This is a genomic window from Pseudomonas sp. MYb13 (assembly GCF_002980075.1).
In the GTDB taxonomy this organism is placed as follows: Bacteria; Pseudomonadota; Gammaproteobacteria; order Pseudomonadales; family Pseudomonadaceae; genus Aquipseudomonas; species Aquipseudomonas lurida.
Window position 1 is genome coordinate 36,672 of record NZ_PCQI01000025.1, and the last position, 12,796, is coordinate 49,467.

Annotated in this window: 13 protein-coding genes; 12 read left to right on the forward strand and 1 reads right to left on the reverse strand. The window is 60.2% G+C overall.

Features of this window, described 5'->3' with window-relative positions; genetic code table 11:
• Positions 1–10: 10 nt before the first annotated feature.
• The 12 genes from CQ002_RS26870 (at position 11) to CQ002_RS26930 (ending at position 12,068) form a co-directional block, all read left to right on the forward strand.
• Entirely contained in the window at positions 11–736 is a 726-nt protein-coding gene (locus tag CQ002_RS26870) for an SDR family NAD(P)-dependent oxidoreductase (protein WP_034103580.1), read from the forward strand.
• Positions 733–1,869: a hypothetical protein gene (locus tag CQ002_RS26875; protein WP_069022748.1), complete on the forward strand. Its 1,137-nt coding sequence runs from the start codon at positions 733–735 to the stop codon at positions 1,867–1,869. Before CQ002_RS26870 ends, CQ002_RS26875 begins: the two co-directional genes overlap by 4 nt.
• Before the next feature lie 7 nt (positions 1,870–1,876).
• Positions 1,877–2,647: a bifunctional 2-polyprenyl-6-hydroxyphenol methylase/3-demethylubiquinol 3-O-methyltransferase UbiG gene (locus tag CQ002_RS26880; protein ID WP_034103584.1), complete on the forward strand. Its 771-nt coding sequence runs from the start codon at positions 1,877–1,879 to the stop codon at positions 2,645–2,647.
• A gap of 10 nt (positions 2,648–2,657) precedes the next feature.
• Positions 2,658–3,887: a nitrate/nitrite transporter gene (locus tag CQ002_RS26885; protein WP_034103586.1), complete on the forward strand. Its 1,230-nt coding sequence runs from the start codon at positions 2,658–2,660 to the stop codon at positions 3,885–3,887.
• Positions 3,884–4,498, forward strand: coding sequence for an adenylyl-sulfate kinase (cysC, locus tag CQ002_RS26890; RefSeq protein ID WP_105161940.1), 615 nt, complete (start codon positions 3,884–3,886; stop codon positions 4,496–4,498). Before CQ002_RS26885 ends, cysC begins: the two co-directional genes overlap by 4 nt.
• Before the next feature lie 96 nt (positions 4,499–4,594).
• Positions 4,595–5,239, forward strand: a complete 645-nt coding sequence (locus CQ002_RS26895) for a CGNR zinc finger domain-containing protein (RefSeq protein WP_098466193.1) — start codon at positions 4,595–4,597, stop codon at positions 5,237–5,239.
• Between the two features lie 91 nt (positions 5,240–5,330).
• On the forward strand, positions 5,331–5,831 hold the full coding sequence (locus tag CQ002_RS26900) for a sigma-70 family RNA polymerase sigma factor (protein ID WP_105161941.1): 501 nt from the start codon (positions 5,331–5,333) through the stop codon (positions 5,829–5,831).
• A gap of 26 nt (positions 5,832–5,857) precedes the next feature.
• Positions 5,858–6,811, forward strand: coding sequence for a FecR family protein (locus CQ002_RS26905; RefSeq protein WP_034103594.1), 954 nt, complete (start codon positions 5,858–5,860; stop codon positions 6,809–6,811).
• Positions 6,812–6,908: 97 nt separating this feature from the next.
• A complete protein-coding gene (locus CQ002_RS26910; RefSeq protein ID WP_105161942.1) occupies positions 6,909–9,314 on the forward strand; it encodes a TonB-dependent receptor in 2,406 nt (801 codons plus the stop codon).
• Between the two features lie 261 nt (positions 9,315–9,575).
• Complete coding sequence (locus CQ002_RS28685) at positions 9,576–10,505, forward strand: hypothetical protein (RefSeq protein WP_234010410.1); 930 nt, start codon at positions 9,576–9,578, stop codon at positions 10,503–10,505.
• A gap of 172 nt (positions 10,506–10,677) precedes the next feature.
• Positions 10,678–10,932: a hypothetical protein gene (locus CQ002_RS26925; RefSeq protein ID WP_080758249.1), complete on the forward strand. Its 255-nt coding sequence runs from the start codon at positions 10,678–10,680 to the stop codon at positions 10,930–10,932.
• 218 nt (positions 10,933–11,150) lie between these two features.
• Positions 11,151–12,068 (forward strand): hypothetical protein, encoded by a 918-nt coding sequence (locus CQ002_RS26930; protein WP_034103598.1) that lies wholly within the window; start codon positions 11,151–11,153, stop codon positions 12,066–12,068.
• A 58-nt stretch (positions 12,069–12,126) separates the two neighbouring features.
• On the opposite strand, the gene CQ002_RS26935 is transcribed toward CQ002_RS26930, so the two are convergent.
• On the reverse strand, positions 12,127–12,796 hold a 670-nt coding region (locus CQ002_RS26935), incomplete at its 5' end, for an MFS transporter (RefSeq protein ID WP_146118040.1).

Here is a 12,796-nt window from a genome sequence, read left to right on the forward strand (position 1 = left end):
GGATTGTTGTATGAAGACGTTGATTGTGACCGGGGCGGCCAACGGAATTGGTCGGGCAACTGTTGAAATGGCCATACAACAGGGTTACTTCGTTATTGGTGCCGACAAGGACGCCGACGGTCTGAAAGTGCTGCAACGTATTTACAGCGACGCGGTATTTGAAGCACAGGTCGCCGACTTTTCCGATATGGCCGTTATCAAGACGTTTATTCCGAAACTGTATGAGCGCCATGCGACTATCTATGGCCTGGTCAATAACGCCGGTCTCTACCATGGCAAAAGTGTCTACGCCTACTCCGATGAGCAGATCGACGAGATCCTCAACGTCAACCTCAAGGCCCTGGTCTACCTCTCCAAGGACTTCGCGGAACGGGAGATGCGCCACGAAGCGCCGCGCAGCATCGTCAATATCGCCTCGGTGGCCGGTGAAGTGGGCAGCTGCGACGCGCTCTACGGTGCCACCAAGGCTGCGGTGATCGGCCTGACCAAGGCCAACGCCTGGAACTTCGCACCGTTTGTGCGGGTGAACGTGGTGTCCCCGGCACTGATCCATGAGACCGCGATCTACGACACCATCCCGCAATACCGACGCGCCGAGTACGCACGCCAGGAAATCCTCAAGGACCCGATCCTGCCCAGTGGGGTGGCCGAGGTCATCCTGCTGCTGGTTGGCGATGCCATGCGTCACATCACTGGCAGGGTGATTCCGGTCGACAACGGAGCCTACCCACGGTGAGCCAGTCGATGCGCAAGAAAAAACTGCTGCTGGTGGGCGCCGGCAACCTGTGCCTGCAGATCCTCAAGATCCTGGGGCCGAAAAACGCGTTCGAGTTCGTGGTGCTGGGCCGTAATGAAGACGCGACCGTTCGGTTGTGCAACCTGGTGACGCTGTCGTGTGCGCAACTGGGGCAATTCATTGCGATCAAGCCGGTGATTGCCGACTTGACGGATATCGGCCGGGTAGCGCAGTTGCTGCGTGAAGAGGCGCCGGACATGCTGGTCAATTGCGCGTCGCTGCAGTCATGGCGGGTCATTACCGGATTGCCCAGGCTGTCCTTCGAAAAGCTCGACCAGGCCCAGTTCGGCCCCTGGTTGCCCATGCACCTGACGTTGATGCATTGCCTGATGCAAGCGGTGAAAGCCTCTGGCATCAGCACCAAGACCGTCAACGCGGCGTTTCCCGATGCAGTCAACCCGATCCTGGAGCGTATCGGGCTGGCGCCGGACATCGGCGTGGGCAATGTGGCCAACCTGATTCCCGCCGTGCGGTTTTCCATCGCACGGTTGCTGGAATGCGCGCCCGCCGATGTACAGGTGCAGCTCTATACCCAGCATTACTTCAGCCATTACGTGCCACGCGGTGGTCTGCCGCCGCGTGCCAGTTACCGCCTGCTGTACGAGGTGCGCGACCGGCCTGAGCTGGCACGCCTGCCGGACGAGGCGATTTTCTCGACGGTGAAGTCCGAGTTCCGCCGCCTGGGTGGGGTGGATGGGCAGTTCCTCACCGCGTGCTCCGCCGTCACGGTCATCGAGGGGCTGTTTTCACCGACGCCGGTGCTGGTGCATGCACCCGGCCCCCTGGGGCTTCCGGGCGGTTACCCGGTTTCGCTGCACGACGGCCAGATCACGGTGCAGTTTTCCGAGGCCTGCCCTCGGGATGAGGCGGTGCGCATCAACACTATTTGCCAGAGCCAGGATGGCATCGACGCAATCCACTGTGATGGCTCGGTCACTTACAACCCGCAGTGCATGGCGGTCATGCAGTCGATGCTGGGGTACGCCAAGAACACCATGGCCATCGAGCAATCCGCCGAGTTCGCCCACGAGTTGGCGAGCAAATACCTGTCCTTCAAGCATTCAACCTGGTAGGTGTGAGATGAATCAAATGTCCGGGCGCAAGCACCACGACGTCGCCAGTTATTCCACACAGTATTCGGCGGACTTTGTCGAACGTTGGGATGAATTGATCGACTGGGACAAACGCAAGGCGGGGGAGGACGGGTTCTTTGAAAACCTGCTGCGAAGCCGCGGCGTGCAGTCGGTGATCGACGTCTCGACGGGCAGTGGCTTCCATGCGGTGCAACTCAAGCAGGCGGGCTTCGATGTGGTCGCCACGGATGGCAGCAGCACCATGTTGACCAAGGCGCGAGCGAATTTTCGCAAGCATGGCCTGGACATCCAGTCCCATTATCGTGACTGGCACTCACTGGACCCCCAGGAGCTTGGCCAGTTCGATGCGGTGGTATGCCTGGGCAGTTCGCTGTGCCATGTGTTTGAAGCCCACGATCGATTGAGGGTGCTGGCGAAGTTCAGGGCATTGCTCAAGCCGGGCGGCCTGCTGATTGTGGATCAACGTAATTTCTTCGCTATTCGCGCGGGCAAGTACAAGGCCAGCGGGAATTATTATTACTGTGGCACGAATGCCTCAGTGAGTCTGGGGGAGGTCAATGAGCGCCTTTGCGAGTTCATCTACTCGTTTGATGACGCGGAGCAGTACAGGCTGAAGGTCTACCCGTTGCTGCCGGGTGAGTTGGTCACTGAGATACTCGCGTCGGGGTTCAACGCGCCCGAGAGCTATGGTGATTTCCAGCGTGACTACGACATGATGCAGTGTGATTTCGTCATCCACACTGCGCGCGCCGTGTAAGGGGGGCTTGATGAGCACACTCGTACACAGCAATACCCGCCCGTTGGACAGCGTCGTGCTGGCGGTGGTCCTCACCGGGTTCGTGGCCAGCACCTATGGCTTCGGGGTCTACCTGTTCGCCAACCTGGTGGTGGACATGCGCCGCGACATCGGCTTTGACTACACCACGGTGGGGCTGATCACCGGTGGGGCGCAGATCGGCTTCCTGCTGTTTTCATCCGTGACGAGCTATATCAGCCGGTTTTTCGAGGGCTGGAAAATCAGCCTGGTGTCCACGGTGATGACCTCCCTGGCGCTGCTGGGCCTGAGTGTCAGTCACAGCATCTGGGTGTCGGGCGCGTTGTTGATCCTCCTCGGTGGCTGTTCCGCCTCGGTGTATATCCCATTGGCGGAGATCGTCGCCAAAGGCTTCAGCCCGGGCAACCGCTCGCGGGTCATGGGCTTGATCTCCAGCGGCACCAGCTATGGTGTGTTTATCAATGGCTTGTTGGTGTCGTTCCTGACCCTCAATGGCGGATGGCGCTCGGTCTGGCTCACTGCGGGGGTGATATCGGTGGCCCTGTGCGGGGTGGCCTGGTTTCTGTTGCGCAACCTGTCGACCAACCGGGACACCGGGTTTGCCGGGGAGCGTGCCAGTGCGTCAGACACTCACCAACCCTGGCTCAGCCGTTCGTTGTACCTGACCTGGGCCATCGCTTTTCTCAACGGCATGGCGCTGCTGCCGTTCCAGACTTACCTGGCGCCTTTCCTTCGCGATGAACTCGGGGTGTCGATACGGGACGCCGGGTTTATCTGGACCACCCTCGGCGCCGTAGGCATGGCGTCAGGCTTTCTGGTGGGGTGGATCGCCGACAAGGTCGGGGTGCGGGCGTCGTTGGCGATGTGTTTCCTGAGTGCGGGGCTGGCCGCCACCCTGGTGTTCAGTTTCAACAGCCTCCCGCTGTTTTACCTGGCGGCGTTTTTGTTTGCGCTGGCGTTCTACCCCATCTTCGGTCTGGTCCCCAGTTACATCGGGCAAATCGTGCCGGTCAGCCGGCTGACCCAGGCCTTCGGCATTGCCAACGTGTTGATCGGGTTGGGTGGCGTGTGCGGCAACTTCCTGGGCGGATTCTCCAAGGACCTGACCGGGTCGTTCTCGACAGTCTACTGGGTGGTTGCGCTGTTGCTGTTCGTGCAGTGCGCGATGGTGTTCATGTTGGGTAGACAGCCGGTTTCGGTGACGGAGGGTGAGCGGCCATGAGTCATTTTCCAGAGAGTCAAAACCAGCATCTGCACGCGTTTGCGTTCAGCCACGCGCGCTTCGAGCACTCGCGGCTCAAGCAAAAGCCCGCGGTGATCTGGATGACCGGAATCTCCGCGTCTGGCAAGTCGACCATTGCCGATGCGCTGGATATTGCCGTGCAGGAGCAGGGGCGCATCACTGCCATTATCGACGGTGACTCGGTGCGCGGCGGCCTGTGCCGGGACCTGGGGTTTACCGACAGCGACCGTGACGAGAACATCCGACGGGTCGCCGAGGTCGCGCGGTTGATGCTTGAAGCGGGGCTGATTGTGATCGTGGCGCTGATTTCACCTTCGTCAGCCAGCCGCCACTACGCGCGCTCGATCATCGGCAATGAGTTTTTTATCGAAGTGCATGTGGACGTGCCGTTGGAAACCGCCGAACACCGTGACCCGAAGGGCCTGTATAAAAAAGCCCGCGCGGGGTTGATCAAGCACTTCACTGGTATCGACTCCCACTATGACGTGCCGGTCTTTCCGGAAGTGCACTTGGATACCCAGGCGCTTTCGGTCGCGCAGTCTGTCGAGACGATCCTTGACTGGGTGACACGCCACGACGATCACACTTAGCCGTTGGTCTTTGCGCCGGGACGTCAATGTCTGCAATTCGAGAAAACAAGGTAATCTGCGCCATCGCAGGGAGAACGCGTTTTTTCAGGAGCAGGCATGACACATTTTACGGGCACTGCAAAATCGATCCGTCTGATCAGTGGCGCCCGGGTATTGGACTTTATCAATACCACCAATGGCCGGCGTCCCGGCACTGCACTCAAGATCATTGAAGAGCGGCTCACCAGTTTTCAGTTCTTCTTCGAATGGGCCTTGCATGCGGCGTTGATCTCGGACCAGGAGTTCGAGGCCTGCAGGCCCATGGTGTTCGAGTCGTCGATGGCCTACCAACCTGACCTGGACACCATTATCGCGTTCAGGGAGTGCCTCTACGAGGTGTTCCATCCCTTGTCGCTGCAGCGCGCCGCTCCCGATGACGCCTTGCAGCAGATCAACCAGATGTTCCAGCAAGGCGTCGCCTGGCGGGTGCTGCAGTCTGTCGATGGCAAGCCTGCCTGGGCGTGGAAGCCTTGCACCACTGCGCAGGAGCTGACGGCCATGGTGCTGGGGCGCCTGGCTATCGACGCCACGCAGTTGCTGGTGTCCGGTGATCTTCACGCATTGCGCAGTTGCAGTTCCACTGACTGTGATTGGGTGTTCCTCGATATCTCCAAGAACAAACAGCGCAAATGGTGCCAGATGAGCGTGTGCGGCAGCCGGGAGAAACTCAGCCGTCTCAAGCAGGTGGCCAGTCCCCAGTAGGCTCGATGCCGTGCTGTGGACGACGGGTAGCAATTGCCCCGCTTAATAGGAAGCATTACTATTCACACCCCGCCTCCCCAGTGCTCCCGCGATGATTCCTCCACCGCCCCGCAGAACAGGCTTTTTCGAACACTACGAAGAGTTGATCGGAACCTGGACGCGCCGCCTGAGGAACCGTCAGCAGGCCGAAGACCTGGCCCATGACACCTTTGTGCGCGTGCTGGAGTCAAAATCCTCCGAGGTTGAGCAACCGCGCGCCTACCTGCATCAAACGGCGCGCAATATCGCCGTGGACGCCTATCGACGCGAAGACCGCCGGGAAGCCTTCACGCTTGAAGCCTTTGATCAGCGTTCGCCCCACAGCGGCGACCCGGAGCAGTTCATGCACGCGATCCAGTTGGCGGACTCTATCGAGTGGGCCTTGGCCGAGCTGCCGCTCAACTGCCGCAAGATTTTCATCTGGCAGAAAATCGAAGGCCTGACCCAGCAGGAAATCGCCGAACGCCTGGGTCTGTCTAAAAACATGGTGGAAAAGTATATGATCCGCACCCTGCGGCATCTGCGCGACCGCCTGGACGCGATGGCGCCATGACCGCCCGCCATGAAACAGGATCTTCCATGATGGATAACCGTGCCCGAGACGAAGCTGCGCAATGGTTTGTGCGCCTGCAGGACGCCGAGTTGAGCGTCGCCGAGCGCCAGCGCTTCGATGCATGGCGCAACGAGCATGCCGACCACCAATATGAGTTCGACGTGCTGCAAGGCTTGTGGAGTGCCGCCGACTTGCTGCCCAAGGCGCGCCTGCAAGCGTTGGGCGAGGCGCCTGCAGAACGCCCCAGGCGCAGAACCGTTCTGCGTTACGCGGTGGCCGCCAGTGTGGTGGCCATTGCCCTGGGGTTGGGCCTGTTCAGCGGGCTCGATCATCCGAAGCCCTACAGTGCCGAGTTCAGTACCCGCTTGGGCGAGCATCGCCAAGTGGCATTGCCCGATGGTTCGGTGATGGACCTCAATAGCCGCAGTGTCGTCACGGTGCATTATGAAAAAGGCCGGCGCGGCGTGGAGCTCAAGCAGGGCGAAGCGATGTTCAGCGTCGAACATGACACCAGCAGGCCTTTTGTGGTGGTTGCCGGGGCAGGGCAGGTGACCGTGACCGGCACGCGCTTCGATGTGCGCCGCGATGAAGACCAGACCCGCGTGATGGTCGAAGCCGGTACGGTGCAGGTGCAAGGCCGTTCGCCAGACAAAGGGGTGACGCTGACTGCGGGCCTGGGTACGCACGTCGACACCCAGGGCCTGGTGGCGGCGGCCTACGGCGTGAACACCGAAGAGTTGACTGCCTGGCGGGCGGGCAAGCTGGTCTTCAACAACGCGTCGTTGAGCGAAGTGGCCCGGGAAGTCTCGCGTTACCGTGAACGACCGCTGCGGGTCAGTTCACCTGCCGTGGGCAATCTGCGCTTGACCAGCGTGTTCAAGGCCAGCGATACCGATGCCTTGCTCAAGGCCTTGCCGCACATCCTGCCGGTGGCCTTGCGCACCTTGCCGGACGGCAGCCAGGAAATTATTTCACGCTGACATTCAGGTTTTTTTCGAGTTCTTCGTCTTCTCCTGCAACTGCAACTGGTTTGCATTAACAGCCGCATACTCGTGCGATTACAGGACTGGGTTCGACGTGAAAAAACGTGCCGTGAACAACAATAAAATCTCCCGCTGGGCGCCGCTGGCCCTGGCGCTTGCGGTCAGTGCCGCGCTGCCTGCGGCCTACGCCGCCGATGCCATTCACATCCAGGCCCAGCCCCTGGGTTCGGCGCTGAGCCAATTGGGCCAGCAGACCTCCCTGCAGGTGTTTTTCAGCCCCGACCTGGTCGCGGGCAAGCAAGCGCCAGCGGTAGACGGCAACCTGTCGCCAGAACAAGCGCTGCGCCAGTTGCTGCAAGGCAGCGGCCTGGACTACCAGATCGATGCTGGCTCCGTCACCCTGCGCTCGCGGGACAGCGGCACCGGTGAAGCCGGTTCGCCCTTGGAGTTGGGCGCCACCGACATCAAGGTCGTCGGCGACTGGCTCGGCGATGCTAACGCCGAAGTGGTGCAGAACCACCCAGGGGCGCGCACGGTGATCCGCCGTGAAGCCATGGTGGAGCAGGGCGCAATGAACGTCGGTGATGTGCTGCGTCGCGTGCCGGGTGTGCAGGTGCAGGAATCCAACGGTACTGGCGGCAGTGATATTTCCCTCAACGTTGGCGTACGTGGCCTGACGTCGCGCCTGTCGCCACGCTCCACCGTGTTGATCGATGGCGTGCCGGCTGCCTTCGCGCCTTACGGCCAGCCCCAGCTGTCGATGGCACCGATTTCCGCCGGCAACCTGGAGAGCATCGACGTCGTCCGTGGTGCCGGTTCCGTGCGTTATGGGCCGCAAAACGTCGGTGGCGTGATCAACTTCGTCACCCGTGCCATCCCCGAGCAATTCTCCGGTGAAGTTGGCACTACCCTGCAAACCTCCGCCCACGGTGGTTGGAAGCACGTCGATAACGCCTTTATCGGCGGCACCGCCGACAACGGCATCGGCGCCGCTTTGCTGTACTCCGGCGTCAATGGCAACGGGTACCGCAACAGCAACAATTCCAATGACATTGACGACGTGATCTTCAAGACCCACTGGGCGCCGACCGATCAAGACGACTTCTCGCTGAACTTCCACTATTACGACGCCAGTGCCGACATGCCGGGTGGCCTGACCCAGCAGCAGTTCGACGCCAACCCGTATCAATCGGTGAGGGATTGGGACAACTTCAGCGGGCGCCGCAAGGACGTATCGTTCAAGTACATCCGCCAGATCGATGACCGTACACAGGCCGAGGTGCTGACGTACTACTCCGACAGCTTTCGCGGCAGCAATATCGCCAACCGCGACCTGCGTACCCTCGGTTCTTACCCGCGCACCTACTACACCTTCGGGATCGAGCCACGGGTGTCCCATGTGTTCGATGTGGGCCCGAGCACCCAGGAAGTCAGCCTGGGCTATCGCTACCTCAAGGAAGGCATGCATGAGCAGGCCAGCAGCCTGAACCTGGTCAACAATGTACCGACGCCGGGCGGGCAGAATGACGGTCACGTTTACCAGGACCGTACCGGGGGCACCGAGGCCAACGCGTTCTATATCGATAACAAGGTCGATATCGGCAAGTGGACCATCACGCCAGGCATCCGTTTCGAAGATATCCGTACCGAATGGCACGACCGCCCTGTGATCGCGTTGAACGGCACGCGTACCCAGGAAAAACGCCGCGAAGTCCACAACAACGAACCGCTGCCCGCGTTGAGTGTGATGTACCACGTCTCGGACGCATGGAAACTGTTCGCTAACTACGAGACTTCGTTCGGCAGCCTGCAATACTTCCAATTGGGCCAGGGCGGCACCGGCGACCAGACGGCCAACGGCCTGAACCCGGAAAAGGCCAAGACCTATGAGGTCGGTACGCGCTACAACGACGCTGTCTGGGGCGGTGAGCTGACGTTCTTCTACATCGACTTCGCGGATGAACTGCAATACGTCAGCAACGACGTGGGCTGGACCAACCTGGGTGCAACCAAGCACACCGGTATCGAAGCCTCGGCTCATTACGATCTGTCGAACCTGGACCCGCGTCTGGACGGCCTGACCGCCAATGCCGGTTTCACCTACACCAAGGCCACCTCCGAGGGTGACGTGCCGTTCAAAGGCCGTGACCTGCCGCTGTACTCCCGTGAAGTGGCTACATTGGGCCTGCGTTACGACGTCAACCGCTGGACCCATAACCTGGACGTGTACGCCCAGTCTGGCCAGCGTGCGCCAGGTACAACGAGCACCTACATCACCCAGGGCACCGCCGATGGCCAATTTGGCGATATCCCCGGCTATGTATCGGTCAACGTGCGCAGCGGCTATGACTTCGGCGAGCAGTTGTCCAACCTGAAAGTGGGTGTGGGCGTGAAAAACGTCTTCGACCAACAGCATTACACCCGTTCCAGTGACAACAACTCCGGGCTTTACCTGGGTGAACCACGGACGTTCTTCGTACAGGCCAGCGTCGGTTTCTGATCCTGCCTTCACTCGAATAGTTACCGCTCTTCCTGACCCAGTCGGGCGGTAACTCCTGCCAAACCGATGGTTTTTGCTCGTTAATTCAGAAGTTCTTCCTACGTGGGCTCTGGACGTTTTCTGCTGTCTCAGGAACCGGTTCCCACCGTTCTGCCACACAGGGTATGCCTGCCTTCGCTGATGTCCTTGACGACCTGTTGGCCGTCGGGGTGGTTGGGACAGTGAGCTCAGGCGCCTGAATACACCGAACTGGAGAACTAAATGTCGGTATCAGCATTCAATCAGAGCGTCGCGCCTTCTCCCGAAAGTGCCGCGCTCGCTGGGGCGAAGTCCAACACTGAGCGGTCGAGGACCTCCTCAACGGCCCAGCCCACGGTAGGCGTCAGTTTCTCATCGCCACTCGGTCATTGCGGCCCGGTCTTCGGTGGCCCGCCGTCGCGCCCGCTGCCGATCACGGTGCGTCCAAACCCCGGTTCGCCACCGCGTCCGCTGCCCATCGGTGTGAGTCCAAACCCTGGCCCGCCGCCGCGCCCGTTGCCGATCACGGTGTGTCCCAACCCCGGCCCGCCGCCGCGTCCGCTGCCCATCGGTGTGCGGCCAAACCCTGGGCCGCCACCGCGTCCTAACCCGACGGTGCCGGACCCCTATTACTCCAAGCAGAGTAACGAACAACTGGCCCAGGCGCTTTTGGATAATTATGCGGCGTTCAAGGGCCGCTGGCCTTCACGCAGTGTCACGCGCCAGAGCCTGCAAAAAATGGCCGATCAGCCGTTGACCGGTAATCCCGAGAAGGACGCGATGATCCGATTGGCGAAGGAAGTGTTGCGCCGTCCCGCTCTGGTGCAAGCGTTCGATCGAAATGGCGACGGTCTTTTTTCCAAAAAGGAGATCAGGAGCGTTGTTCGCTCCGATAACCCCTTGAAACTGTATGACGACAAGCAGCTCGTGCAAGAAATGCTGAACCATTTTGATGCGCTGAAGGGCAGCTACTTCAATCGCACGATCAAGCTGTCGGACCTCAGTACACGCGCGTCGCAACCGTTGACCGGCAACCTGTTCAATGACCACCTCATTCAGCTGTCGAGGGCCGTCCTGGCCCGCCCGGACCTGAAGGAGATAATGGACCATAAGTTCAGTTGGCTGCGCGACGGCAAGGTCTCTCGACAGGGGTTGCTCGCACTGCTGGGTTAAACCTGGGGCTGCCCTCTGCCGCGGATTGCGCGGCAGAGGCCGGCAAGCGCCTGGGGCAGGCGATTCAACTGCTGTCATGCGGGAACCGTTTGTGAAAATGCACCACATAGAAACTATCCACCGGTCATTGGCTGCCGATGGGGGCCTTCATCTACCGGATTAGGTCTGGACCATGAATTCGACATCAATTGAATCCCGTCACGCCCAGTACAATCTCTCGACCCTGTCTGCGCTTGCGCAGGAGGCAGGCGGCCCAGGGGCACTCCAGCCACAAGGGCTCAATCTTACGTCCTCGCCCAAGTCCAGCTTCAAGGCGCCCACGGCGGAAGATTTCGACAAAGGCTCCCGTCTGTTCATTGAAGAACCGGCGCCCACCCCCTTGCTTGCAGTGTTTGCCAGCCTTTGGACCAAACTGTCTCGCCGGTAGGGCGCGCGTTGCTGCCATGGATTGCCCGGCCCGCTGAGCTGGTTACAAACGCTCAAGATTCACCAGTGCGTATACGGCGTTTTGGCCGGCCTCCGTCGGAACCATTGTTATCGGGGCACCACTCAGTCGGTGCTTGTGCCATGTCGATTTCGAGGCATTTTCGAGGATCAGGCAGTCAAGGCCCAGGCTATGGAATCTAGAGAGGGTGGAGGTAAATCATGATTGGCAGAGTCGATAATCTGGGCGTCAAGCACGCGGCTGCAGCACATGCGCCGAACACAAACCCTGCGGGTAATGGTCAGTCGCGCTATGAGGTCGATGCCCGCGCACTGGGTAAGCCGCTGCCAGCGGCGCAACCCATCAACTCCCGTTTCGCGAACGGTGCCGACCGACACTTCGACGGTCAGAATCTCTACGGCGGCATGACAAAGGCGGGGAACCCGTTTGTCAGCTCGGATGACCACTTACTGGCGACCGACCTGAGGAACAACTTGTCATTGCTGGATGCCTTCAAGAAAGAGGGGCGACTCACCCAGGCTTCGTTGCAGGAGATAGCCAAGGAGGAGCCCAACAGCAGCAAGGTTTCTGAGCGCACCATCATGTTGATGCGAGAGATACTCAACCGCCCCCGACTGAATGAAGCGATAAAGGCAAAGGGCGGCGAGATCACCTATGAAAGCCTTGTCAGGGCCAGCGACTCGCAGATCGGCAATACCAACCCCAACACGCAGAGCGCGGATCCGTTCCACGCGAAAACCGATGCACAGGTTGTCCAAACATTCAGGGGTATGTTTGATGAGTTGCGGGATAAGTCGGAGGACCGTACGTTCTTTTTCGAGAAGCATCGCTACGTCAAGAAAGACACGCTTATCGAGATCAGCAAGGACCCCAACCAGACCGACAAGAACGGCGAGCCTTTGCGCGATGTGCGTACCGGTTTCCCTTTGAAAAAATACAGCGAACAACAGGTGTACCTGACCAAGAATCTTCTGGAGAGACCCGGGTTGATAGACTCTCTGGATAGTCACAAAGCCAACGGCTACAACATCTTCGGCAGCCATAACGATGATGGATGGTTAAAGAACTACAGCATTGACCGCTGGTTGGAGAACGACAAGGAAGAGAAAGGCTATTAACGCATGCAGTCGCCCATGAGCGGCTTGATAGTCTCACGCCGCTCATGCCGTTTCAGGTTCATACCCGCAGTATTTTTCCGCTGACCGCAACGGCTGCCAGCAAACCCGCGATCAGCAGGAAGGCAGTTGCCAGGCTGCTGCCATGGGCGATGAAGCCGATCAACGCCGGCCCGGCCAATATCCCCGCATAACCCAGGGTGGTAATGGCCGGCACGGCAATGTGCTCCGGCATGACGGTCTGCTTGCCGACAGCGGTGTACAGCACCGGGACGATATTGGAGCACCCGGCCCCTATGAGCGCATAACCCAGCAATGCCATTTCCCAGGCTGGGGACAACGTCGCGAGGAAAGTGCCCGCCGCAGCCAGTGCGCCACCGGCCACGATCACCCGCGTCGCACCCAGCCGGCGCACAATGGCGTCACCGGTCAGCCGTCCGGCCGTCATGGTCAAGGCAAATGCCGCGTAACCCAGGCCTGCATAGGCCTCGTCCAAGCCGCGCTCGGCGCTGAGGAACACGGCGCTCCAGTCGAGCACGGCGCCCTCGGCCAGAAACACAATAAAGCACAGGCAACCGATAAACAGCACCACGCCGTGTGGCACGGCAAACGCCGGGCCCGAACTCTCACTGCCGTAAGGCAGCAGGTGGGGCGCCGCCTTGAGCAGCGCCGCCAGCGTTATAACGATCACCACCAGGGTTGCCTGCAGCGGTGACAGGCCCAGCCCCAGC

What these genes read in the sequence shown, in the direction of transcription:
- CQ002_RS26870 (WP_034103580.1), top strand. Translation starts at nt 11, where the DNA reads ATGAAGACGTTGATTGTGACCGGGGCGGCCAACGGAATTGGTCGGGCA.
- cysC (WP_105161940.1), top strand. Translation starts at nt 3,884, where the DNA reads ATGAGTCATTTTCCAGAGAGTCAAAACCAGCATCTGCACGCGTTTGCG.
- CQ002_RS26880 (WP_034103584.1), top strand. Translation starts at nt 1,877, where the DNA reads ATGAATCAAATGTCCGGGCGCAAGCACCACGACGTCGCCAGTTATTCC.
- CQ002_RS26900 (WP_105161941.1), top strand. Translation starts at nt 5,331, where the DNA reads ATGATTCCTCCACCGCCCCGCAGAACAGGCTTTTTCGAACACTACGAA.
- CQ002_RS28685 (WP_234010410.1), top strand. Translation starts at nt 9,576, where the DNA reads ATGTCGGTATCAGCATTCAATCAGAGCGTCGCGCCTTCTCCCGAAAGT.
- CQ002_RS26925 (WP_080758249.1), top strand. Translation starts at nt 10,678, where the DNA reads ATGAATTCGACATCAATTGAATCCCGTCACGCCCAGTACAATCTCTCG.
- CQ002_RS26930 (WP_034103598.1), top strand. Translation starts at nt 11,151, where the DNA reads ATGATTGGCAGAGTCGATAATCTGGGCGTCAAGCACGCGGCTGCAGCA.
- CQ002_RS26905 (WP_034103594.1), top strand. Translation starts at nt 5,858, where the DNA reads ATGATGGATAACCGTGCCCGAGACGAAGCTGCGCAATGGTTTGTGCGC.
- CQ002_RS26895 (WP_098466193.1), top strand. Translation starts at nt 4,595, where the DNA reads ATGACACATTTTACGGGCACTGCAAAATCGATCCGTCTGATCAGTGGC.
- CQ002_RS26885 (WP_034103586.1), top strand. Translation starts at nt 2,658, where the DNA reads ATGAGCACACTCGTACACAGCAATACCCGCCCGTTGGACAGCGTCGTG.